The sequence below is a fragment of the Psychroserpens sp. XS_ASV72 genome (assembly GCF_041224425.1).
Taxonomy (GTDB): domain Bacteria; phylum Bacteroidota; class Bacteroidia; order Flavobacteriales; family Flavobacteriaceae; genus Psychroserpens.
In genome coordinates this window covers 144,915-168,140 of sequence record NZ_JBGFGL010000076.1, presented here as the reverse complement: position 1 = coordinate 168,140, position 23,226 = coordinate 144,915, and the positions used below count along the sequence as shown (strand labels likewise).

The following is a 23,226-nucleotide window of genomic DNA, read 5'->3' as shown; positions in this document are numbered from 1 at the left end:
TTTTTAGTCTCTGACTTTAGGAGATTTGCAATGAAGTGTTTTTGCTTCTTAAGCTATGTTTTTTAATAATGCGCTTACTTTCGCTCTGTACCAGTTTGTTTTTTCTTAAATCCCATAGAATATCTGATGCCTTCTTTCGTGATTTTTCTACATCAACAATAGGTTTAGGGTAATCTTTTCCCAATTTGAAATTATAAAATTGTTGTTCTAACTCTGTCATGAGATAAGGTTCATGTGCAAAGGGAATTTCTAATGATTTCAGTTCTGGAACCCATTGCTTTATGAAGATTGCTTCAGGATCATGTTTCCAACTGTTTTTTATGGGATTATAAATTCGAATCATATTGGTTCCAGTTTCACCAGCTTGCATTTGCAGTTGAGGAAAATGGATGCCTGGTTCAAAATCCAAGAACATTTGAGATAAATGATGAGAGGCCGCTTGCCATGGTTGCCAAAGGTTATGTGTAAAGAATGAAACGACTAATGCTCGCATTCTGAAATTGAGATAACCTGTTTCATTTAAACAACGCATACAAGCATCAATTAAAGGAAAGCCTGTTTGACCTTTTTTCCATGCGTCTTGATAGTGCATTGAAATCTCTTTTTTTAACTTCCGATAGCCTTTATTGAGACTTTCCTTTTCCATGGTGTGTTCCATTTCAAATTTTTGGATAAAATGGGCTTGCCATCGCAATCGCGACATAAAGGCTTCTAAATCTGCTTTATTGGTAGCTGATTTTTTTGCTATGTATGCTTTTCGGTAAACTTCTCTAACTGATAAATTCCCCCATGCTAAATAAGGCGATAATCTACTGCATCCTGTTCTGGATAATGCGGGTTTAGAAATGTGAGACATGTAATTTTTACAACGTTTGTCTAGGAAAGAATCGAGATATTTCAGTCCAGTTGTTCGGCCTCCTTTCTGAAATGAAGTTTCCAAAGGGGTTTCTAGGTTTGGAATAGAGATTAAGTTTTCTAAATCTTCGATGGTTTCAATATCTAAAAGTTGGTTTTGTTGAGGGTTAAAAGTAAGAGGCTCTTTTTCAAAGTATGAATTGCATAATGTGGTCCATTCAGATCGATCCTTCAAACCTCGATGTACACCATTATTGATGTTTTCATGCCAAGTGATTAGGTTGTTTTTACAGAAACGCTTAAATGCCTTATCCCGATTGTAAGTCACTAAAATTCCTGTTTCTTGATGTGAATAGATATCTCTGATTTGGTATCTCGATAATAATAAATTTACAGTCTTTATAATATCTGCACGAACTGTAAAAACTTTAGTGTTGAATGGTTTAAGCTTATCATTTAAATCCCGAATGGATTCTTTGATAAAATTCCAATGACGTTCACTGTAGTGTTTATCGTTTATAAGAAGGTCTTCAAATGTATAGAGAAGAAGCGTTTGTTCACCTGAATTCAATGCATTGTAAATAGCCTCATTGTCTTCAAGTCGCAAATCACGTTTCAACCATACGATATTTAGTTTTGGAGCTTTAGTATTCATTTTGGTTTGCTATGATATGTTGTGCTCTTTCCTTAATCATTTGTACTTGGGTTTTATCCATTTTATCCAATACACTGTACATCATTCCCATTCTATAATTAGTTCCTAGTTGCTCTCGCTTTTCATCTAAGAAATTCCAATACAAACTGTTGAACGGACAAGCATCGTCTTCAGTTTTCTTCTTATGGTTGTAATGGCAGTTAGAACAATAGTTGCTCATTTTATTGATATAAGAACCAGACGAAACGTACGGTTTTGTAGCGATTTTACCACCATCAGCATACTGACTCATACCTCTGGTGTTGGTCAACTGAACCCATTCAATGGCATCGACATAAATACCTAGATACCAATCGTCAACTTCATCTGGATGGGTTTGTGTGAGCAAGGCATAGTTTCCAGTAATCATTAGTCTTTGGATGTGATGTGCATAGCCATTGTCTAGAGAATTAGTAATAGCATGTTTCAAACAGTTCATTTTTGTGTTTCCCGTCCAGAAGAAGTCTGCTAGCTTATTGGTATTATCAAGTTCATTGAGTGATTTATAATCTGGCATAAAAGCCCAGTACATGCCTCTCATGTATTCACGCCAACCAATTATTTGTCTTATAAAACCTTCTACTTGGGAAATGTCAATGTCGTCGCCATGTTTTCTGTAGTAATTCATAACAGTTTTTACGACATCTTTTGGAGATATCAATTTAAGGTTCATGGCGAAGGATAATCGTGAATGAAACAAATACGTTTCATCGGTGTGCATAGCATCTTGATACGTTCCAAAATGAATGAGTAATGCTTCGCAGAAGTATTTAAGCTGCTCTAAAGCTTGTGATCTAGTAATTGGATAGGTAAAGGTTTGCGTTTCAAAATTTCCAAAGGTTTCAATATCTAAATTCTTGATATCTTTTAGTATCTCTGAAACATCATTCTTAAACCATTTGTAATGCGGAATATCATCATCGCCATTCCATTTATTTCTATTGCTTTTATCATAATTCCATTTGCCGCCTTCGGGTTGATCTCCAACCATTAGGATATCGTGTTTTTTTCGCATATCTCTGTAGAAATTCTCCATGAGATATTGTTTTTTACCTTTAAAAAAGTTGGCTAAATCTTGGCGTTCAGTATAGAAATGTTCTGCTGAAACTGATTCAAAAGGGATTTTCAAGGTTTCACAAAATGTTTTCAATTGGTTATCCAATCGGTATTCATCAGGAAGTATGTATTCAAAACGCTCTATCTTATTTTTATCTAGGAGTTGATTCAAATTATCTGTCAGACTTTGGGTGTTTTCAGAAGCATTGATTTTATAATACACCACATTGTGACCTGCTTTTTGTAACGCTTCGGAAAAAGCTCTCATCGCAGCAAAAAAACCAATAACTTTTTGGATATGGTGTTTCACATAATCGGTTTCTTGTCGCATTTCAAATAAGCAATATAAGATGTCATCATTGGTTGTTTTAAACCAAGAATGTTTGCTATTGAGTTGATCGCCAAGTACAAGTCGAAGTGTTTTCATTTAAAATAAGGTTTCCTGAAGCCAGAGGTTTTGAAATTTTCCATTTGGGTCATAGCGTTCAGCCTGAAGCTCTACATTGAATTTTCGATCTCTCGGATCATTGCCAACACCAGCAACATACATCCAATTGCCATAATTGCTATGTACATCGTAATCTAAAAGCAATGATTCAAAATACGCAGCTCCAATACGCCAATCTAGTAGGAGGTCTTTTGAAAAGAAAGAAGCAACGTTTTGCCGACCACGATTGCTCATCCAACCAGTTTTTTTCAATTCTACCATATTGGCATTCACGAAAGCTGATGTGGTTTCACCATTGATCCATTGATTGATGCGATTTTGATCTGATTTCCATTCGTAGTCCTTTTGAAGGATGCCGCCAATTTTAAAAATTTCATTTTCATGTTTAAGCGATACATATTTGAAAAAATCTCGCCATATTAATTCAAAAATGAGCCAATAGGTTGATTGATTTTTAAAATGTAATTTTTCAAACTTTTTGACCTGCCAATAAATGGTTCTGGCAGATAAACTTCCATTGGCTAACCAAGGTGAAAATTTAGAACTGTAGTCTGTTCCGACCAGACCATTTCGAGTTTTCTTGTAAACGCCTAATTTTTTGGTTTCAAAAGCATAGGAGTGTAGTCGCTCAAGAGCTGCTGTTTCTCCACCTTTAAACGGAAATGCTGAATTTGGATGAATTCCAAAAGCTTCATAACCAAGATCTTCAATGCTGGGAATTTTGGTGTCATTGCTTATTCCTTCAATTGGTTCTGCCGAATCAATGTCAATGCAGGCTCTGACTTTAGCGTACTTTTCGATTTTTTTTCTGAAGACCGTAAACACCTTTGGGATGTTTTGAATGTCTGAAATAATATCATTTGGATGGTATAAAAACTGATCGTAAGTTTCGTGGTAGCTTACATGCTTCAGTAATTGGTTTTTTACATTTTCAAATACTTCTACTTCTTCGCTCGTCCATTCTTTTTGAAGATACACATCTGAAATAGAGTAAGATTCAATAAGAGCTTTTAAGGCTATTTCAGGATATTCATAATAAACAAAAAGCTCAATATTGTGATTTTTTAAATTTCGCTTTAAGTCGGAAATGGTTTCAATGAGAAATTTTGCCCTAAACTTTTCAGTTTTTTTGAATCCGAAGATATCTTTTTCAAATTGCCTTGGATCAAAACAATAGCAGGCTACAACCGATTTATGGTTTTGTAAGGCTAAAGATAATGAAGCATTGTCTTGGACTCTTAAATCGTTCCTGAACCAAATCAATCCTATGTTTTCTGTCTTCTGCATCGCTCGCTACAATATTTTACTTGTTCCCAATTCTTTTCCCATTTCTTTCTCCAGCTAAATGGTAAACCACAAGTTTTACAAATCTTTTTTGGTAAATATGGTTTCTTATGCATTGACATCTACCAATTTATTAATCATTCCATTGAAAATAAATCCATGAAATGGTAAAATGCTATACCAATACAATCGACCCCAAAGTCCGCGAGGTCTAAAGGTTGCTGTTTGCTTTAAAAGGCCGTCTTCAATTTTAAATTCTAACCAAGCCTCACCAGGCAATCGCATTTCAGCATAGAGCAGTAATTTTTGTTTGGTCTTATCGGCAAAAATAACACGCCAAAAATCTAAAGCATCACCAGCGTCTAGGTCTGTTGGACTCGTACGTCCGCGACGTAAGCCAATACCACCAAATAGTTTATCGATATGGCCTCTTAGTTTCCAAAGAACATTGCCATAATACCAACCGTTGTGGCCACCAATACTCCAAATTTTATCAATGGTTTTCTGTGTGTCAATAACTTTTCGCTCTTTATAATCCTTGAAGCATCCATACTTTGGTACATTCACATATTTATGAAGTTGGTTTCGCAATCGACCACTACTTACCATAGAATCTTTCCAGCTAGAAATAATGCTATTTTGCTCAATCTTTTCAAAAGCTAATTTGACGGCTTCTTTATAAGACATTGGATTGATATCGAGAAGTTGATTGATATTACTTGGTTTTCCAATAATTTGAACACCCATACTATCTACCAATGAAGTGGCTAATTTATACGACGTTGAGGTTACAAAATACAACCAATAGGAAGACAATTTAGGCGTCATGACTGGAACCGTTATAATGTAACGCTTCAAATCTCTAACATCTGCAAATTGTAAAAGCATTTCCTTGTAGGTCAAGATTTCTGGTCCGAATACATCATAGGCTTTGTTAAAAACTTCAGTTCGACCAGCGCTTTTGTGTAAAAATGAAAGTACATCTCTAACCGCTAAAGGTTGTGTTTTGGTATTTAACCATTTTGGAGCGATCATGACTGGAAGTTTTTCAACCAAATCCCTAATAATTTCAAAGGAGGAACTACCAGAACCTACAATAATACCTGCCTTAAATACAGTAAGTGCATAAGTATCAGATTTCAGTGTTTCTTCTACATTTTTTCGTGAACGTAGATGTTTTGAAAGTTCATCTTCATTTGTAATACCACTAAGGTAAATGACCTGTTTGACCTCTGTTTTTTCGATATACGATCTAAAATTGATAGCACAGCGTTCTTCCAATGATTCAAAATCCCTTGAGGAATTTGACATGGAGTGAATGAGGTAATAAGCAACATCGATATCTTTTGGAATGTTCGAGAGTGTTTCAGGTTTCAGAAAATCGGCTTCGACCACATCAATCAAATCATCTTCATTATAAGCTTTGTCTGCACGAAGTTTGTCACGAACAGCACAAACAATATGGTGTTCGTCGTTGGCCAATAACGGAATTAACCGCTTGCCAATGTACCCTGTTGCGCCTGTGACTAATATTTTCATGTTAGGATTCTTTGGGTCTTTGGTATCCGAAACGTGTCTTTAATTTTGGAATAGCGTATCCATCTAACCCGTTGATTGTTGCTATATTGGCTTTGGAAAGATTGATAAAGCCATCATCCTCCATAAGATCTTCTTTAACATAAAGTCCATTTATTTTTCCGATGACTAAAATAGTGTTATTGGCTTCGATTGGGTATTCTTCCACAAACGTCATTGCCAATTGTAATGGCGCATCTTTAACAAAAGGCGCTTTGAAATCTTGCTTGTATTCTGAAGATAGGTTTGTTTTGTCAAATTCAGAAACGTCTGCCTCATATTTGGCTGAGGTATGGTGCGCATCTTGAAGAATGTCTTGATGAATATGATTTATGGTATAACAACCGGTACTTTTAATGTTTTCGTATGTATTTCTTAAAACCGTTGTTGGTCTGAGGAAAAATCCAAGTAATGGTGGATTGGAGCCTAAGTGTGTTACAGAACTAAAAACTGCGACGTTTTCAATACCATCGTTAGAAATTGTACCGATTAGATTAGCCGACTTGTATCCCGAGCAACTATTGATGAGATTAATTCGGTAGATATGATGAAAATTGTCAATGTCTTCATGGCTTAAATACCTCATTATACTGTAGAAAAATTATTAATTTTAATGTCTTTGGCTTTTAAGTCATACATCAAATTATACAAACCGAAAAAGGTTCGGTTCATATATATAAAGTGCTTTGAGCCTCGATTGCCATTCATTTTACGTAATTCGGTGTTTTTAGAATACTTTTCACCTAACTCAGCAATCTTTCCGAAGAATTCATCATTAGAAAAGTCAAAAGTTTCACTGTGGAAAGGTTGGGTAAATAAGCTCAGCATTTCATGGAACATTTCAGTAAAAAATTCACGCTCTTGTTCAGAATCATCTTCACGCAAGATTTCCAATTCATACAATTTATCTACAAACTGTGTTTTATTGGAAATGTTTTCTTGTCTCGCCAATTCAAAATACGGAATATAAAATTCCTCAGGAATGGTTTTCATACAGCCAAAATCTAAAACAATGAGTTCTCCTTCTTTAGAAATCAAGAAATTACCAGGATGTGGATCGGCATGAACTTTTTTGAGCTGGTGGATTTGAAACATGTAAAAATCCCATAACGCTTGTCCCAGTTTATTTGAAATGTCCTGATTGTTATTATGTGAAACAAACTCAGATAGATGCTCGCCAGTCATGTAATCCATTGTAATGATACGTTCATTGGATAAGGCATCATAGTATTTTGGAAATTTAAGGTTTGGTATGTGTTGACAAGCTTTTGAGATTTCTTTGCTTTGCTGTAGTTCTAAAATATAATTGGTTTCTTCAACCAGTTTGTTTTCAACTTCCTTGAAATATTTATCAGATCCTTTTCCCTTGATATTAAACATGCTCATGGCAATGGGTTTGACCATAGCTAAATCTGAAGCGATACTTTCTGCAACGCCAGGATATTGGATTTTCACAGCAAGTTTTTTCCCATCCTTAGTTGCTACATGGACTTGTCCGATGCTAGCAGCATTAACTGACGTTGCATTAAAAGTATCGTATATTTCTTTTGGATTTTTTCCGAAGTAAGTTTTGAATGTTTTGACCACTAGTGGTGGTGAAAGAGGAGGAACTGAAAATTGCGCCAAGGAAAATTTTTCAACATAAGCCTGTGGCATGATACTTTTTTCCATACTTAACATTTGAGCAACTTTTAGAGCACTTCCTTTCAATTGTTTTAGACCATCATAAATATCTGAAGCATTGTTTTCATTTAAGCGATTTTTAGCTTCTTCTTCAGATTTAGATATTTTGTCACCATAATATTTTAGGTAGTTTATGCCAACTTTTGCACCTGTAGATACTAGCTTTGATGCACGTTGGATTTTGGAGGTAGGTATTTTATCAATCGTCTTCATAGGTTAGTTCATATGGATTTTTTCTTTATACAAAAACTTTCCTAAGTCTATTAAACTTTTTATTGGAGCTATAGCAATAACATCAAAGGTTGTGTTAACTGATTTTTCAATAAAAATATCGGTCTTTTCAAAATTAGGAGATTGATCTTCCATCCAAAATTTCATAGTTAACATTAATTGCAACCAAGCCGTATTTTTAAGAGTTTTACGTTGAAATTTGTCAATTTGTTCTTGTTTGGTTTCAATAAGCTCAATGCCTAAGTTGTCAATATATTTTGTGAAGGCATCTTTTAGTTCAGACAAAACCTTAAAATGTTTAAGACTGTTTTTGTGCTTTTCTAATGCATATATGACATAGCTTCTATTGGCCGAAAGGTTTTCAAAAAATGTAAAATAGAAACTCAACAATTTATTGCGAGCATCATAAGATTGGTAGTCTTCATTTTTTTCAAGAATAGCGACTGAATGGTCATAAAACACCTTGAATATTTGTTTTTCTATACTTTCAAATGATGTAAAAAAATGGTAAAACTTCGATTCTTCAAAGTTATTAGCCTTAGAAAAGCTATAAACATTTTTGGGCTGCTCGTTGTGCTCAAGCACATAATCCATATACATGGAAATGATATCGTTTGCGGTAATATTTTTCTTCTTTGCCATAATTAAACTATCTACTGTAAAGATATAAAATGTTTAATTATTTTTAATATTAGTTAAACAAAATTTAACAAGAATACCAATCTTTATTTGGCAAAAGTTGTGTGAAGATTTATATAACAGCTAGTAATTTATAGTTTTATTAACATCGAGAGGAAGGCTTCCTTCGTAAATTTACGTGAATTAAAACTAATCATTAAATCAAGCACAATGAAGAACTTATTACTCGCATTTGCTGTAGTTGCATTGACTTTTAATGCAAATGCACAATTTGAAACACCACAACCTAGTCCGACATCAAAATTGGAACAAAAGGTTGGATTAACTGATATTACCATTGAGTATTCAAGACCTGGCGTTAAGGGCAGAACTATTTTTGGTGGATTAGAGCCTTGGGGAACTATTTGGAGAACAGGAGCTAACAAAAATACAACTATCACGTTTAGTGATGATGTTACTATTGCAGGTCAAGATGTGAAGGCAGGAACTTATGCTATATACACCAGATTAAATTCTGCTAAGCAATGGGATGTCATGTTTTACAGTGATACCAATAATTGGGGAGCACCAAGGGAATGGGATGATAGCAAAGTTGTCGCAACAGCTAAGGTTGATGTTCAAGAAATCCCATTTAATGTTGAAACCTTTACAATTGATATCAATAACATTACAAACGATGGAGGAACCATTGATATGATTTGGGAAAAATCTTATGTAGGTATTCCTTTTACTGTTCCTACAGACAAAACTGTTTCTGCATCAATTGATAAAATTATGTCAGGACCTGGTGCGGCAGATTATTATGCAGCTGCACGTTATTACTTAGAAGCTGATAAAGACATCAATACCGCTGTTAAATGGATCGATATGGCTATCGATATGACTAAAGACGACCCACGTTTTTGGTGGTTACGCCAACAAGCTTTAATTCACGCTAAAGCAGGAAACAAGGACAAAGCGATCAAAGCCGCTAAAGCATCTATGGCTGGTGCTAAAGAGGCTAAGAATGATCAATATGTTAAGATGAATATGGAATCTCTAAAAGAATGGGGAGCTATGTAATCTGTTATAGAAGATTTAAAAAAAGCCTTTTGAATTTCAAAAGGCTTTTTTTTATGGATAGCTTAGACCAATCTTATCTCGTACACGATCTAAGAGTTTTATGAGTTTTTCACTAAAGTCAAAGGTCATGATGTTGCTTTCTGTTTTTTGGTCTCTTATGAGTTGATTGAAATGATCAATTTCATAACTATAACCAATGGTATTATATCCAAAGGTTTCAACAGTTTCTTCATGGTCTTTAATACATGTTACTGTTGAAGGCTCATGAAACCTAGAATTGATTTTAAGGGTTCCGTTTTCACAATGGAAAATCGCTTCTGTAGCAGTGTTTTCAATCAAAGTGCTTTTTAAATGTGCAGTTGCTCCGTTTTTATATTTGAAAAGCATGTTGCAGGAGGTGTCCACTTCATTATCTAAAAATGTTGCGCTAGCATCAATATCGTCTGGCTCACCTAACGTTGACAACGCAGAAAAAATAGGGTAGATGCCAATATCCAAAAGACTTCCGCCTCCAAGTGATTTTTTAAACAATCGCGATTCCATGTCTAATTCTGGCTTGAAACCAAAATCGGCTTCAATTTTCAAAAGTTTACCATAGGTTTCATTTTCAAGATGTTTTAAAACAAACTTGTAATGTGGTAAAAAGTAGGTCCATAAGGCTTCCATAAGAAGTGTTTGGTTGTCTCTAGCGCAGTCAATCATTTCCTGAACTTCATCATGGTTCATGGCTAGAGGTTTTTCACAGAGTACTGATTTTTTTGCTTTTAAGCACGCAATGGTATTTGATTTATGAAGTTTGTGAGGTGTAGCGATATAGACAGCATCAACATTTTTGTCATTGATTAATTCCTCATAGCTTCCATAAGCAATGGTTGCTTTATATTTTTTTTTGAATTTGTTTGCTTTTTTTTGATTTCTGGAGGCGACAGCATATAATTGACAATCTTCAACAGTTGCAAGATCTTGTGCAAATTTATGGGCAATTTTCCCCAATCCAATAATTCCCCAACGAATGACTTTAGGCTCTTGCATGAGTATTCGGATTTAAATATTGTAACAGGCATGCTATTGCAATCACAATTGCACATCCCACGAAATTCAACCAAAGGAATGGCAGATTGATAATTTCATATTGATTTAAGAAGAACAAACCGATCACTAGAACTTGAGTGATCAAGGCTGCCGTGAACACGGCATTTCCTTTAACAAATTTAAAAAAGAAACCAAGTAGGAAAATACCAAGCACATTTCCGTAGAAAATGGATCCAATGATATTTACCAGCTGGATTAAATTCTCGGCAAGATTAGCCACGCAGGCAACACCAATTGCAATCATTCCCCAAGCCAATGTGAACCATTTGGAAGCTTTAACCATTTCGGTTTCTGATTTTTCAGAGGTATTCCGTTTGTATAAGTCCATTGTTGTGGTACTAGCCAAGGCATTCAATTCACTAGATGTACTTGACATGGCAGCACTTAAAATCACGGCCAAAAGAAGTCCGATCAATCCTTTTGGTAGGTTTGTCAAAATGAAGTGAATAAACACATAGTCTTTATCATTGCTTTCCACTTTTATGTTTTGTTGCGTTCCAGCCTTTTCAATCAAGGTTCTTGCATCACTTCGAAGTTTTTCATTTTCAAAATTTAACAATGCTAACTTTTCTGAATTTCTGATGTCATCATTTGAAACTAATGATTCAATCAAAGCTTGTTTTTCCTTAAATAGGAGTTCTTGCTGACTTTGAATATCATTATAATCTTGGGCAAATTCTGAAGTTTGAACAATTTCAGTAGCTGCTGGATTGAAGTTTAAAGGAGCATTGTTAAATTGATAGAAAACAAATACCATAACGCCAACCATCAAAATAAAAAACTGCATAGGCACTTTCAGGAGTCCGTTGAACATCATGCCTATTTGCATCTCCTTAAGTGATTTTCCTGAGAGATAACGTTGTACCTGACTTTGGTCTGTTCCGAAATAGGACAGCATCAAAAATGTACCTCCTATAAGTCCGCTCCAAACGGTATATCTGTTATTGAAATCGAACGAAAAATCTAAGACTTCCATTTTTCCACTAGCTCCAGCGATTTCCAATGCTTTCGTAAACGTGATGTCTTCAGGAAGCTTATTCAGGATAATAACAAATGCGATGATCATACCAGTAAAAATAACAACCATTTGATGCTTTTGTGTGACATTGACAGCTTTGGTGCCACCTGAAACCGTATAAATAATGACTAAAACTCCAATGATGATATTCAATAGTAATAAATTCCAGCCTAAAACAGCTGAAAGGATAATAGCAGGTGCAAAAATGGTTATTCCAGCAGCCAAGCCACGCTGAATTAGAAATAGAATGGCGGCAAGGGTTCTAGTTTTTAAGTCGAATCTATTTTCAAGAAACTCGTAAGCTGTGTAAACCTTCAATCGATGATAAAGCGGAATGAATACCATGCAAATCACAACCATGGCAATTGGTAATCCGAAATAGAATTGAACAAAGCCCATTCCATCATTAAAGGCTTGTCCTGGAGTAGATAAAAAAGTAATCGCACTGGCTTGGGTAGCCATAACCGACAAACCGATAGTCCACCATTTTGAAGTGTTGCCTCCTTTTAAATAATCTTTTACATTTTTACTGCCACGCGATTGATAAGTGCCATAAATAACAATGAGTAGCAAAGTGCCAATAAGAACGATCCAATCTAGTGTTTGCATTCTTAAAAGGCTTTAGTGATAAAATAAAAGACGATAATGTAGATGACATTCGCGGCTAAGACTAAAGTGTACATTTTATTCCATTGGTATTTTTTCATGAAATTAATTGGTTTTAATGTCATTTTTACCCAAAGACAACATATTTGCAAATAGTCGGTAAGCGCCAGGAACACCAGCAGGAAATTCCCTGAAGAAACTTAATCCACTATAAACATAATAGCCTTTTCCATGTTTGGCTACAAGTAAGCTTCCAGATTTAGGTGTTTCCCCTTTATCGTTCATGGAGAGTATTGGTATAAATTCCTCAGACCACTCATTCGGGAAATAGAGTCCACGTTCTTGGGTCCAACCCTCAAAATCCTTAGCAGTAATCTTATTAGGATAATTGAGAACTTCATGGTCTGTTTCCAATAATCTAACTTCAGCTGTTTCATCTGTAACGCGATCTCTAGAAATCTTTAGTTCAAAAGGAGCTACTTGATCAACTTTCAAGCGACGGTTGGTGTTGTATTGAACGATCAAATTTCCACCTTGAGCCACATAATCAAATAAAGCTTGTTGTTTGAATTTTAAGTCGTCAACAGTATTGTAGGCTCTGATACCAATAACTATGGCGTCGAAAGAATTTAAAGTACTGGCAGAGATATCTTCTGGAGCAATGGTAGAAACTTTGTATCCGATTTGTTCCAAACTTTCAGGAATGACGTCACCTGCACCTTCAATATAGCCAATGTGCTGTCCTTTCGTTTTAATATCCAATCTAACGATTTTACTTTCACTTGGCAATAGCACAGTTTGTGTAGGAATATGGTCGTATTCAATTTCGGTGAGAGCTCTTGTATAGATATTATTTCCAATATGAACCATAGGTGTTATTAAACCTTCACTTTGTTCATTCGGAGGAATAACCGTAAAAATTAGTGAGGCTTCCTGTCCTTTGTTGGAAATATTCACCTTTTGTTTCTCTGGGAAAACTTTCCAGTTGTTAGGATGTGCAATTTGAACATAACCATCAATATTGTCTCGTCCAGCTTTAACAATGACTTCAACATCACGTTGTGAATCAGAATCAAAAATGATGACCTTTTCAGTAATATGAGCCGATGCTTCAGGAATGATTTCAAAAGGTTTGTAAACTTCACCTTTTACAGGGTCGTTGGTTTTATAAACTAAGGGTTTGGTGTAGCTTATATCAATATTTTCAATATTCAGATGAAACTCAAACACCAAAGGTCTAGGTGTTTCTGGTTTGCCGATTAAATTCTTGTCCTCAACTTTATACATTCCTAAAGATCCTTTTTTTGTCAACCAATAGGGTGTTGAAACGTTTTGATTTGCATTGACCTTTAATTTCTCCTTAAAATCGTAATTGACGTTATTCTTCAATTCAAGATTTTTGTCTATTGAAATGCCATTTGGGTTGTTGATCGATTTTAATACAATATTAGCATCACTTCGATTAATCACTTCCAGATTGAGGTCAATTTCAGAACCTGCAGTAGCGTGATTGGTATTTGCTGAAGCCTCTATATATAAACCAGCACAAGCCGCTATAATGTCTTTTATTTCTTTGGTTTTTATGGTCTTCCAATGTGTATCTGATAGATTTTGAATGGCTTTATAAGCTCTTACCAATTCAGGAATTGACGCTGAAGGATTATTAAAATCATAGTTTTCTTGTACAGCATGTAATATGTTACCTATTGCTTGTCCACCTTCAATACGATTCCAAGTAGTATCAATACCTTCAAAAATATTGGCTTTTTCATTTGGTAAATCACCTTTAATCAATTCAATATATTCCATTTGAGAACCACGACTTCCAGAACTTCCAAAGCCTTGGGATTTGTGCTGACTTCTACTTAAAGCTGCAATTTCAGGATTGCTCAAGCCACTGCTTGGAAAGAAAACACCTGTGTCGATTTCCAACAGGTTGGTTTTGTCAGCTTTTTCAAAGTTCTCTCGACTTCCATAAAACCACCATGAGGTGTTGAAAAATAAGCGTTTAGGTTGCCATGCTTCGGTAGTTTGTAACTGATTTGGGTATTTGCTTTTATCATTCACAATATCAAACGCCTCAATACTCAACATCGCAGAACTTGTGTGGTGACCATGGGTTGTTCCAGGATTTCTATGATTAAAGCGATTAATGATGATGTCTGGTTTGAATTTTCTGATGGCTAAAACCACATCGCTTAAGACTTCCTCTTTATTCCAAATAGCTAATGTTTCATCAGGATGTTTTGAATATCCAAAATCGTTGGCTCGGGTGAAAAATTGTTCACCACCATCAATTCGTCTGGCAGCTAAAAGTTCTTGAGTTCTAATAACGCCTAACAACTCTCTAATTTCTGGTCCGATTAAATTTTGTCCACCATCACCACGCGTTAGAGAAAGATATGCGGTTCTTGCTTTTACTTCATTGGAAAAATAAGAGATGAGTCGCGTATTTTCGTCATCTGGATGCGCAGCTACATATAAGACAGAACCTAAGAAATTAAGTTTTTTAATAGCTTCATAAATTTCTGAAGATGTTGGCTTTTGAGGTTGCTGAGCAAAAATATGTAAGGATGTAAATAGACAAAGAAGAGTAACTTGTAAAATTCTTTTCATAACAGATTAGTTAGCTAAAAATCAAATATAGCAAAGTAATCCTTGAAGTTTTTCCTTTTAAACTTTATTTAACTTAGATGCTTAATCTTGATGGATTATAAAAATTGCAGGACGCTTGTGAAGGTCTACTTTGGTGTTTTTCCATTCTTTTATAGTAAGTGTTTTTATGTATTCTGAAGGAAGTGTAATATCACAAGCCACACAAACTCTTGTTTGAGGATGGAGAACAGAGCATATGTCTTCTAGGACTTTATTATTCCGATATGGAGTTTCAATAAATAATTGGGTTTGGTTTTGTTCTTTTGATAAGCGTTCCATTTTTTTCAAATGTGCTTTTCGTTCTGCCTTATCAATAGGAATATAACCATTGAATGCAAAACTTTGACCATTCATACCTGAGCTCATCAATGCCAAGATTATCGAGGAAGGTCCGACCAAAGGAACTACTTGAATGTTGTTTTCGTGAGCTAATTTTACAATATCTGCACCTGGATCGGCAATACCTGGACAACCAGCTTCAGAAAGTAAACCCATAGGTTTTCCATTTTTACAAGCGTCTAAAAAACGAGGTAATTCTTCCGGTTGTGTATACTTGTTTAAAACTTCAAATGTGAGAGTGGATTGTTGTTTGCGGGAATCAATTTTTTTTATAAATCGTCTCGCTGTTTTTTCATTTTCAACAATGTAATGATCTACCATTTCGATAATTTTTTTCACCGAAATTGGCAACACTTCTAAAGGCGGATTGTCTCCTAATCGCGTAGGAATGAGGTAAAGTTTACCAAAGTTTGGGTTCATATTTTTAATTCACTACAAGTTTTCTAGTGCTTTTGTTTCCGTTAATGGAGTTAATCACAACAATATAAACACCACTTCTAAGGTCTTTGATGTTTATAGAAAATGATTGCTCTTCAAATCCGCTAACAGTTTTGACCTCTTTGCCTAGTACATCATAAAAACGTATGGACTCAATTTGGATAGACGTTCCGTTTCCATCAATGTTTAAAACATCATTTGCTGGATTAGGAAAAATTTTTACAGGATTTAAAGTTTCTTCATCAACACTTAGGTTGGAATCAACAATTCTTGAAATCTCTCCACTTGATAATCCGATGGTATATAGTTCTCCATTTAAATTTTCGGCAAAACCAGAGATACCTTCACCATTGAATTGAGTTTCAAAGGTCAGTTGAAAATTACCTGGAGAAATTTCTCTAACAATACCTATTTCATCACTACAGAAATCGGCAAAAAAGTATAGGCCTTGTAAAGTAGACTGTTGCGTGCCGCGATATCTGTAGCCTCCAGAAATCGAGCATCTAAAAGGGCTGCCGCCATAATTATATTCTGCTACTGGAAAAGTTAAGGTATTCATTGCAGGACATCCAGAGGTATTGTAGGTAGAATTTCCTTCATAACATCTCCAACCATAATTTTCACCACCTCCATCACTTGCGGGAACTCTATTGATTTCCTCTTTATTACTTTGTCCAACATCTGCTATCCACAAGTCTCCGTTATCGCGATCAAACGAAAATTTCCACGGATTTCTAAGTCCATAAGCCCAAATTTCATCTAGCACATTGCTGTCTGATACATAAGGATTATCCGCTGGAATCCCATAATTTCCATTACTGTTTCCATCAACATCAATCCTTAAAATTTTACCCAATAACAGTGTTGTGTTTTGCGCTCTATTTCCAGGATCGCCACCAGAACCTCCATCACCACTCGAGATATAGAGATATCCATCATTAGGACCAAAATGCATGTCGCCACCATTGTGATTACTGAACGGTTGATCGATAGTTAATAAAATGACTTCTGAATTCGGATCTGCAATATCATCAGTACTTCTGGTAAATCTTGAAACAACTGTATCGGAAGCACTATTGATATAGTTCACATAAAAGTAACCATTGTTAGTGTAATCTGGATGGAAAGCTAAGCCAAGAAGTCCTTGTTCATTTCCTGAATCATTGACTATAGATCGTATATCTAGAAATGGTGTTGGATTCGTTGCTCCATTAGCATTTAAAATTTTTATCATACCTCGTTGTTCGGCAACAAAAAGCCTGTCATCTCCTGCGTGTTTAACATTTACGGGTCTTGTAAATCCTGATGCAAAAAGCTCCAAGTCAATGTCTTGGGCAAAGCCAATAAAAGTTAAAAAATACAATAAATATTGGGTAATTTTTTTCATAGCATTTAGATTTTATGAGACTGCTTTTTGCTAAAAATACAAAAAAACCGATTATTTATTGAAGAAAATTCCTATAAAGAACTGTTCTGCAATTTATTTGCGAGTGTAGAGCATACTTTATTTAGGAGGGAAAAAACATTCTCAAAATCTGTAAGATTACCATAGTAAGGATCGGGAACTGAGGTTTCAGAAATGGTTTCATCTATATCAACAACGCATTTTACTTTGGCAATATCTGAATGACCTCTAGCTAATTTTACTACATTTTGGTAGTTGGATTGGTCCATAGTGAAGATATGGTCAAATGTATCAAAATCTGATACCTCAAATTGCCGGCCACGTTGATGTGAAATATCAATTTCATTAGATTTTGCAACAGCTATTGAACGATGATCTGGTGAATCACCAACATGATAGTTAGCTGTGCCAGCTGAATCCACATAGAAACGGTCACTTGGAAGTTTAGATTCTAAAATGCCATGGGCTAATGGTGAACGGCAAATATTGCCTAAACAAACCATTAAGATACGAGTCATGTTTTAAATATTATAAAGACAGTTTTTTGGAAAGGTCTTCTACGTATTTTCTAAATTGCTTATCTGTAGAGGAGAGGTTGTCAACTGTTTTGCAAGCATGAAGAACAGTAGCATGGTCACGTTTTCCTATTTGTGAGCCTATACTGGCCAAAGAAGCTTTGGTGTATTTTTTTGCAAAGAACATAGCCAATTGTCTCGCTTGTACAATATGACGTTTTCTGGTTTTGGATTGTAGTGTGCTGACATCCATTTGGAAGTAATCGGAAACCACTTTTTGGATGTAATCGATAGAAACTTCGCGCTTTGTGTTTTTGACAAACTTTTCAACAATTTCCTTAGCAAGGCTTACCGTAATTTCCTTTTTATTGAAAGAGGATTGAGCAATTAAGGAAATGATAGCGCCTTCAAGTTCTCTAACATTGGTTTTAATATGTTTTGCTACATATTCAATAATTTCCTCTGGCATTTCCACACCATCGCGATACAATTTATTTTTCAAAATTGAGACTCGAGTTTCGAAATCTGGACTTTGCAATTCTGCTGAAAGTCCCCATTTAAAACGAGATAATAAACGTTGCTCGATATCTTGCATGTCAACTGGAGCTTTATCACTAGTTAAAATGACTTGCTTTCCGTTTTGATGCAAATGGTTGAAAATATGGAAGAAAACATCTTGAGTTCCTGATTTTCCCGATAAGAACTGAACATCATCAATGATTAGTACATCAATAATTTGATAGAAGTGAATGAAATCATTTCTGTTATTCTTTTTAACAGAATCAATATATTGCTGTGTAAACTTTTCAGCAGAAATATATAGTACTGTTTTTTCAGGATACTTATCTTTGATATCAACACCAATAGCATGTGCCAAGTGGGTTTTTCCCAAACCAACACCACCAAAAATCAATAATGGGTTAAATGACGTGCCTCCAGGTTTGTTGGCTACAGCAATACCAGCATTTCTAGCCAAACGATTGGAATCACCTTCCAAGAAATTTTCGAAACTGTAGTTCGGATTGAGTTGCGATTCAATCTTAACATTTCTTATTCCTGGAATGATAAACGGATTTTTAAGTTCCGGACTTTTATTGTTTAAGGGAACATCAACTTCTTGCGATTTTAAAGCGCCACGATTCGAACTTGGGATTTTTTCTGTAAATGGTTGTTTGTTGCCATAGGTGTTTTCCATCTTGATGACATATACCAATTTAGCTGATTCGCCAAGTTGTTTAGTGAGGGCTACTTTTAAAATTTTTACATAGTGTTCCTCTAGCCACTCATAGAAAAATTTACTTGGTACTTGAATACTAAGGGCATTATCGGTAAGCTTAACTGCTACAATAGGTTCAAACCATGTTTTATAGGCTTGAGGTTGAATATTATCCTTTATAAAAGACAGACAGTTATTCCAAACCGATTGCGCAGTTATCTCCATTCTCCAAGTATAATTTTAAGTTGTTTGTTAGTTAGCAAAAAAAAGAGAAATACGGGTTTCTCTTGATAGAATTTTACACGACAAATATGTGAACAAATTTTTTAATAAAAAAATCAAAAAAGGTTGAATTTTAAGATTTTTTTGTGCATGTTTAAATTCCTTCGAAAATACAAAAAAAATCTGAGTATCGATGTCGAAAACGAGCAATTCTCATGAATTCCAATTTAGGGTACGCTATGGAGAGACCGACCAAATGGGCGTTGTCTATCATGGTAATTATGCACAATATTTTGAAATGGGCAGAACCGAGTGGTTAAGAAAAATGGGATTTTCCTACAAGCAAATGGAAGATGATGGAATTATGCTTCCTGTGATTTCATTGTTGATAAACTACAAAAAGTCAGCACGTTATGACGACCTTCTTAAAGTGAAAACTAAACTTGTAAAAAAACCAACTGCTAAAATCGAATTTGATTATGAAATCGTAAATGAAAACGACGAAATTTTGGCTACTGGAAATTCGGTTTTGGTTTTTATGGACATGAATAGGAATCGCCCTACAAGATGTCCAGATTATATTTTAGACCAACTGCAAAATTAATCGTTCAATGTTTTGATGTCTACTTCATAAAGTTGATCGAACACTTCAAAAATATCAGGAGCATCCATTAGTCTTACCGAAATCATCAATTCACAACTTAACTCTAGAATTTGATTTGTAACATTGATGTTTTTCTCTTTAATAATACGCATGACCTTATTCATATTTTTATAGTCAAAAGTAATACTGTAATCAATATTAATGGTTTCAGTCACAATTTTGGAAGCTTCCAATGCCATTTGTGCAGCAGTTTTGTAGGCGTTAATTAAACCGCTGACACCTAATTTGGTACCTCCAAAATAACGTACAACAACAATTAATATGTTAGTGACTTCAAACGATTGTATTTGTCCGTAAATAGGCATTCCCGCACTATTATTGGGTTCGCCATCGTCGTTGGCTTTGTAAATGAGGTTTTCATCTCGCTTCCCAAGCTGATAGGCATAGCACCAATGTCTTGCCTGATGATGTTGCTTTTTTAAGATTTCTAAATACTCTTTGATATCCTCTTCATTTTCTACTGGATAGGCATACCCAAAAAATTTACTGTTTCTATCCTTAAAGAGAACCTCAGGTGAAGCTTTAGTAATGGTTTTGTAAGTGTCTTTAATTTCCATTATGCTAAAGTTACCATTACTATTGCAATTATCGCTAAACCTATTCCTAACCAATTTGTTTTTGTTATGGATTCCTTAAACATAACGAGTCCTAGTAAGGTAGAAATCATAACTATTGCAACATTGTTAACTGTAAAAAGTGTAGAACTCTCCAAGGTGTCGTGATCTAAGGCTCTTAATAAATAGTAAATAGAGAAAAAATTGACAACACCCAATATGCATCCAGCGATAACTGCTTTAAATGTGATTGGAATAGGATTTTTAACGGATTTATATATTAGTATTGAAGCTCCAATTACAAAGGCAAACAGGAAGATTGTAGCTGAAAATAAGGCAATATCGTTTTTGCCAACATAGGTGGTTTCTAAGTATTTTATAGAAGTGTCAATAACACCAGATCCAAAAAATAATAATATTGGTAACCACAACCCTTTTGTGGTGTTTTTTGTGGTTTTAGGTTTGACAGAGGTTAGATAAACTGAAATCAATGCTAAAACAATACCGAGTATTTTCTGAAAACCAACCCCTTCCTTGTAAACATAAATCCCAAAGACAATAGGAATAATAACGCTCATTTTTGAAGCTACCGATGCCACTGAAAGTCCGTTTCGTTGGGCTGTGAGTGCCATAACATTGAATATGGCAATGAACAGGAAACCCAAACCAATGGCTCCATAAATCCATTTGGATTCAACAATAGTGTTAAGTTCAATGGGTGAGTCATAATTCCATAGTCCAAAAAGAAAAGCTGCTATGTAATTGATGACGATAACTTGAAGCGTATTGATGTTGTATCTACCTATCAATTTGAAAATGATAAATATTAAAGTGGAGGCCGTTATGCTGAGTATTAAATACATTAAAACAATTCTTTTTTGATGTAAAACAATGACCTTATGTCTTCCTTGGTTTCGTCAATATTCCAAACATGAATTCCCATGCGTTCTGCAGTATCAGTATTTTCTTTTGTATCATCAACGAATAGGCATTCCTGAGGCTTAAGCTGATTTTGGTCGAGTACAAATTCAAAAATATCCTTGTTTGGTTTTCGCAATTGAATTTCATGGGATAGATAAAACGCATCAAAAACCGATTTGAATTCCTCATAAAAAGCGACATGTTGTTTTACCCAGTCAATATGAAGTTCATTTGTATTGCTTAATAAAATCAACTGTAAATCATGGTTGCTTTTGAGCTGTTTCAAAAATTCCAATCGACCGATCGGAAAATCCTTCAGAATATAATTCCAAGCATCGATAATTTGATTTTTGTTCAACTCGGGAAAATTCTCGGTATAAAACGTCAGGAACTCTTCTGTCGAGATCAAGCCTTGTTCGTACAGTGTGTTGATGGCAATAAGTTCTTCAGGGAAAGTATCCAATTCAAAAAGCTGTAAAGCATTGTCCATAGCGCCTTGTTTGTCTAGATTGATAAACACATCGCCAAAATCGAATATGATAGATTTTAGTTTCAAATTGTTGGTATATAATATTGTAATGTATCGTTAATAATCTGTTCTTCTGACACCAATTGACCTTCAAAATGTGGTGCTTTAATTCCATTTCCAAATGAAATCTGCCCTTTAAAAACCCTTGCTTCATCCCAAAGGTTTTCGTCGATGAAAGTTTGAAGGGTTTTAGCGCCACCTTCCACAATAACCGAATTGATTTGTTCTTTATACAAGAAATCACATATTTCTTGAGCCAGTGTTTTGTAGAAATCAATGTTTTCTGAAGTCAATCGTAAGGTTCTTGCTTCTGAATTAAACACATTAAAATTTTCGGAAAGTTTGTGGTCTTTATCTATAACAATTCTAATAGGATGCTTGCCTGTCCAATGTCTGACCGTTAAACTCGGATTGTCCTCCACAACGGTTTTGGTACCCACTAAAATGCCTTGTTCTTCAGCGCGCCATTTATGAACTAATTGTTGTGAGTACACATTGCTAATCCAAACTGGTTCTTGTTTCTCTTTGCTTGGTGGTGCTATAAAACCATCTGCTGATTCTGCCCATTTTAAAATGATATATGGACGTTTCTTGTTGTGAAAGGTGAAAAAACGCTTGTGGTGTGCTTTGCATTCTTTTTGAAGAATACCAACAGTTACCTTACAGCCTGAGTTTTTCAATTTTTCGATACCTTTACCAGCAACCAAAGGGTTATCATCTAGACAGCCAATAACCACATTTGGGATTTGATGCGTAAGTATCAAATCAGAACAAGGTGGTGTTTTTCCAAAATGTGAGCAAGGCTCTAAAGTGACATAAAGTGTTGCGTCTTTTAAAAAGTCTTTGTTTTTAACAGAATTGATGGCATTGACTTCGGCATGCGGACCACCATAAGGACTTGTAAATCCTTCACCAATTATAGAATTATCAACAACAATAACACAACCAACCATCGGATTTGGAGCTGTGGTACCCAATCCGTGTTTTGCAATAGCAATGCAACGCTGCATGTATGTGTTGTGTTCGTTCAAATCAGAATTTTATTTTAAGATCTTCGGTCTTGTCAATAGAGTAGCTATGTGAAAAGCCAAAAACTTTATATTTGATGTCTCCTTTATACTGAACCTTGATTTTTTTACTTAGTAAGCTGCCTAATAAAGCCGTTAAGCTTTTGTCGCTCAACAAACTGTCAGTTGGAATTTTTGCTTTTAATGGAATTGAAAATTCCTTTTTTGCAGGTACTTCAAAACGTTCTGCAGACACCTGTGCCATTTCGTTGCCATTGACAAATACTTTGATTTCATCTGTTTGTAATTCGCCACCAATATCGTTCGGATTTTTAAAATAGGCATCAGCCGAAACTGTAATGGTATTTCTTGAAGTCTCAATGACATTAATGTTCTCAACAAATAAAAATTCTGGTTTTTCCTTAACCGAGCAGGATAAGAAAGTAACGAGCAGTGTTGATAATATTATAAGTTTTCGCATAACGTATTGTTGAGATTTGCACTATCTTCACATCGCA

The 23,226-nt window shown here is 35.1% G+C and carries 22 protein-coding genes; 2 read left to right on the top strand and 20 right to left on the bottom strand.

Features of this window, described 5'->3' with window-relative positions; translation table 11 throughout:
* Positions 1-16: 16 nt before the first annotated feature.
* The 8 genes from AB9K26_RS08015 to AB9K26_RS07980 are packed head-to-tail and all read right to left on the bottom strand — an operon-like array spanning position 17 to position 8,468.
* Positions 17-1,510, bottom strand: coding sequence for a deoxyribodipyrimidine photo-lyase/cryptochrome family protein (locus AB9K26_RS08015; protein WP_369972035.1), 1,494 nt, complete (start codon positions 1,508-1,510; stop codon positions 17-19).
* A complete protein-coding gene (locus tag AB9K26_RS08010; RefSeq protein WP_369972034.1) occupies positions 1,500-3,032 on the bottom strand; it encodes a cryptochrome/photolyase family protein in 1,533 nt (510 codons plus the stop codon). The genes AB9K26_RS08015 and AB9K26_RS08010 overlap by 11 nt, the downstream gene beginning before the upstream one ends.
* Positions 3,033-4,340 (bottom strand): DASH family cryptochrome, encoded by a 1,308-nt coding sequence (locus AB9K26_RS08005; protein ID WP_369972033.1) that lies wholly within the window; start codon positions 4,338-4,340, stop codon positions 3,033-3,035.
* Positions 4,319-4,453: a DUF2256 domain-containing protein gene (locus AB9K26_RS08000; protein ID WP_369972032.1), complete on the bottom strand. Its 135-nt coding sequence runs from the start codon at positions 4,451-4,453 to the stop codon at positions 4,319-4,321. The genes AB9K26_RS08005 and AB9K26_RS08000 overlap by 22 nt, the downstream gene beginning before the upstream one ends.
* Positions 4,446-5,876: an SDR family oxidoreductase gene (locus AB9K26_RS07995; RefSeq protein ID WP_369972031.1), complete on the bottom strand. Its 1,431-nt coding sequence runs from the start codon at positions 5,874-5,876 to the stop codon at positions 4,446-4,448. The genes AB9K26_RS08000 and AB9K26_RS07995 overlap by 8 nt, the downstream gene beginning before the upstream one ends.
* 1 nt (position 5,877) lies before the next feature.
* On the bottom strand, positions 5,878-6,498 hold the full coding sequence (locus AB9K26_RS07990; protein ID WP_369972030.1) for a flavin reductase family protein: 621 nt from the start codon (positions 6,496-6,498) through the stop codon (positions 5,878-5,880).
* Positions 6,498-7,808: an ABC1 kinase family protein gene (locus AB9K26_RS07985; protein WP_369972029.1), complete on the bottom strand. Its 1,311-nt coding sequence runs from the start codon at positions 7,806-7,808 to the stop codon at positions 6,498-6,500. Before AB9K26_RS07985 ends, AB9K26_RS07990 begins: the two co-directional genes overlap by 1 nt.
* Positions 7,809-7,811: 3 nt before the next feature.
* Positions 7,812-8,468 carry a TetR family transcriptional regulator C-terminal domain-containing protein gene (locus tag AB9K26_RS07980; protein ID WP_369972028.1) on the bottom strand — a complete coding sequence of 219 codons (657 nt, stop codon included), beginning with the start codon at positions 8,466-8,468 and terminating at the stop codon, positions 7,812-7,814.
* A gap of 207 nt (positions 8,469-8,675) precedes the next feature.
* Between AB9K26_RS07980 and AB9K26_RS07975 the strand changes: the two genes are divergently transcribed.
* Positions 8,676-9,527, top strand: a complete 852-nt coding sequence (locus AB9K26_RS07975; protein ID WP_369972027.1) for a DUF2911 domain-containing protein — start codon at positions 8,676-8,678, stop codon at positions 9,525-9,527.
* 51 nt (positions 9,528-9,578) lie between these two features.
* Here the strand turns inward: AB9K26_RS07975 and AB9K26_RS07970 are convergent, their stop codons facing one another.
* The 7 genes from AB9K26_RS07970 to dnaA form a co-directional block, all read right to left on the bottom strand.
* On the bottom strand, positions 9,579-10,559 hold the full coding sequence (locus AB9K26_RS07970) for a Gfo/Idh/MocA family protein (RefSeq protein WP_369972026.1): 981 nt from the start codon (positions 10,557-10,559) through the stop codon (positions 9,579-9,581).
* A complete protein-coding gene (locus AB9K26_RS07965) occupies positions 10,546-12,246 on the bottom strand; it encodes a sodium:solute symporter (protein WP_369972025.1) in 1,701 nt (566 codons plus the stop codon). The genes AB9K26_RS07970 and AB9K26_RS07965 overlap by 14 nt, the downstream gene beginning before the upstream one ends.
* Before the next feature lie 102 nt (positions 12,247-12,348).
* Complete coding sequence (locus tag AB9K26_RS07960) at positions 12,349-14,859, bottom strand: PIG-L family deacetylase (protein ID WP_369972024.1); 2,511 nt, start codon at positions 14,857-14,859, stop codon at positions 12,349-12,351.
* A gap of 81 nt (positions 14,860-14,940) precedes the next feature.
* Complete coding sequence (locus tag AB9K26_RS07955) at positions 14,941-15,657, bottom strand: SAM-dependent methyltransferase (protein ID WP_369972023.1); 717 nt, start codon at positions 15,655-15,657, stop codon at positions 14,941-14,943.
* 4 nt (positions 15,658-15,661) lie between these two features.
* Positions 15,662-17,062, bottom strand: coding sequence for a PQQ-dependent sugar dehydrogenase (locus tag AB9K26_RS07950; RefSeq protein WP_369972022.1), 1,401 nt, complete (start codon positions 17,060-17,062; stop codon positions 15,662-15,664).
* A gap of 71 nt (positions 17,063-17,133) precedes the next feature.
* Entirely contained in the window at positions 17,134-17,598 is a 465-nt protein-coding gene (locus AB9K26_RS07945; RefSeq protein ID WP_369972021.1) for a low molecular weight protein-tyrosine-phosphatase, read from the bottom strand.
* A gap of 10 nt (positions 17,599-17,608) precedes the next feature.
* Entirely contained in the window at positions 17,609-19,036 is a 1,428-nt protein-coding gene (gene dnaA, locus AB9K26_RS07940) for a chromosomal replication initiator protein DnaA (protein ID WP_369972020.1), read from the bottom strand.
* Between the two features lie 190 nt (positions 19,037-19,226).
* Between dnaA and AB9K26_RS07935 the strand changes: the two genes are divergently transcribed.
* Entirely contained in the window at positions 19,227-19,637 is a 411-nt protein-coding gene (locus AB9K26_RS07935) for an acyl-CoA thioesterase (protein ID WP_369972019.1), read from the top strand.
* Here AB9K26_RS07935 and AB9K26_RS07930 read toward each other — a convergent pair.
* The 5 genes from AB9K26_RS07930 to AB9K26_RS07910 are packed head-to-tail and all read right to left on the bottom strand — an operon-like array spanning position 19,634 to position 23,189.
* Positions 19,634-20,254, bottom strand: a complete 621-nt coding sequence (locus tag AB9K26_RS07930; protein ID WP_369972018.1) for a YigZ family protein — start codon at positions 20,252-20,254, stop codon at positions 19,634-19,636. The genes AB9K26_RS07935 and AB9K26_RS07930 overlap by 4 nt on opposite strands.
* Positions 20,254-21,114: an EamA/RhaT family transporter gene (locus tag AB9K26_RS07925; protein WP_369972017.1), complete on the bottom strand. Its 861-nt coding sequence runs from the start codon at positions 21,112-21,114 to the stop codon at positions 20,254-20,256. The genes AB9K26_RS07930 and AB9K26_RS07925 overlap by 1 nt, the downstream gene beginning before the upstream one ends.
* Positions 21,114-21,728, bottom strand: coding sequence for an HAD family hydrolase (locus AB9K26_RS07920; RefSeq protein WP_369972016.1), 615 nt, complete (start codon positions 21,726-21,728; stop codon positions 21,114-21,116). Before AB9K26_RS07920 ends, AB9K26_RS07925 begins: the two co-directional genes overlap by 1 nt.
* On the bottom strand, positions 21,725-22,732 hold the full coding sequence (ribD, locus tag AB9K26_RS07915) for a bifunctional diaminohydroxyphosphoribosylaminopyrimidine deaminase/5-amino-6-(5-phosphoribosylamino)uracil reductase RibD (RefSeq protein WP_369972015.1): 1,008 nt from the start codon (positions 22,730-22,732) through the stop codon (positions 21,725-21,727). Before ribD ends, AB9K26_RS07920 begins: the two co-directional genes overlap by 4 nt.
* 1 nt (position 22,733) lies before the next feature.
* Entirely contained in the window at positions 22,734-23,189 is a 456-nt protein-coding gene (locus tag AB9K26_RS07910) for an LEA type 2 family protein (protein WP_369972014.1), read from the bottom strand.
* Between the last annotated feature and the right edge of the window lie 37 nt (positions 23,190-23,226).

Excerpts from the sequence above, each read along its gene's own strand:
- AB9K26_RS08015 (WP_369972035.1), bottom strand. The coding sequence starts at position 1,510 with ATGAATACTAAAGCTCCAAAACTAAATATCGTATGGTTGAAACGTGAT.
- AB9K26_RS08010 (WP_369972034.1), bottom strand. The coding sequence starts at position 3,032 with ATGAAAACACTTCGACTTGTACTTGGCGATCAACTCAATAGCAAACAT.
- AB9K26_RS08005 (WP_369972033.1), bottom strand. The coding sequence starts at position 4,340 with ATGCAGAAGACAGAAAACATAGGATTGATTTGGTTCAGGAACGATTTA.
- AB9K26_RS08000 (WP_369972032.1), bottom strand. The coding sequence starts at position 4,453 with ATGCATAAGAAACCATATTTACCAAAAAAGATTTGTAAAACTTGTGGT.
- AB9K26_RS07995 (WP_369972031.1), bottom strand. The coding sequence starts at position 5,876 with ATGAAAATATTAGTCACAGGCGCAACAGGGTACATTGGCAAGCGGTTA.
- AB9K26_RS07990 (WP_369972030.1), bottom strand. The coding sequence starts at position 6,498 with ATGAGGTATTTAAGCCATGAAGACATTGACAATTTTCATCATATCTAC.
- AB9K26_RS07985 (WP_369972029.1), bottom strand. The coding sequence starts at position 7,808 with ATGAAGACGATTGATAAAATACCTACCTCCAAAATCCAACGTGCATCA.
- AB9K26_RS07980 (WP_369972028.1), bottom strand. The coding sequence starts at position 8,468 with ATGGCAAAGAAGAAAAATATTACCGCAAACGATATCATTTCCATGTAT.
- AB9K26_RS07975 (WP_369972027.1), top strand. The coding sequence starts at position 8,676 with ATGAAGAACTTATTACTCGCATTTGCTGTAGTTGCATTGACTTTTAAT.
- AB9K26_RS07970 (WP_369972026.1), bottom strand. The coding sequence starts at position 10,559 with ATGCAAGAGCCTAAAGTCATTCGTTGGGGAATTATTGGATTGGGGAAA.
- AB9K26_RS07965 (WP_369972025.1), bottom strand. The coding sequence starts at position 12,246 with ATGCAAACACTAGATTGGATCGTTCTTATTGGCACTTTGCTACTCATT.
- AB9K26_RS07960 (WP_369972024.1), bottom strand. The coding sequence starts at position 14,859 with ATGAAAAGAATTTTACAAGTTACTCTTCTTTGTCTATTTACATCCTTA.
- AB9K26_RS07955 (WP_369972023.1), bottom strand. The coding sequence starts at position 15,657 with ATGAACCCAAACTTTGGTAAACTTTACCTCATTCCTACGCGATTAGGA.
- AB9K26_RS07950 (WP_369972022.1), bottom strand. The coding sequence starts at position 17,062 with ATGAAAAAAATTACCCAATATTTATTGTATTTTTTAACTTTTATTGGC.
- AB9K26_RS07945 (WP_369972021.1), bottom strand. The coding sequence starts at position 17,598 with ATGACTCGTATCTTAATGGTTTGTTTAGGCAATATTTGCCGTTCACCA.
- dnaA (WP_369972020.1), bottom strand. The coding sequence starts at position 19,036 with ATGGAGATAACTGCGCAATCGGTTTGGAATAACTGTCTGTCTTTTATA.
- AB9K26_RS07935 (WP_369972019.1), top strand. The coding sequence starts at position 19,227 with ATGTCGAAAACGAGCAATTCTCATGAATTCCAATTTAGGGTACGCTAT.
- AB9K26_RS07930 (WP_369972018.1), bottom strand. The coding sequence starts at position 20,254 with ATGGAAATTAAAGACACTTACAAAACCATTACTAAAGCTTCACCTGAG.
- AB9K26_RS07925 (WP_369972017.1), bottom strand. The coding sequence starts at position 21,114 with ATGTATTTAATACTCAGCATAACGGCCTCCACTTTAATATTTATCATT.
- AB9K26_RS07910 (WP_369972014.1), bottom strand. The coding sequence starts at position 23,189 with ATGCGAAAACTTATAATATTATCAACACTGCTCGTTACTTTCTTATCC.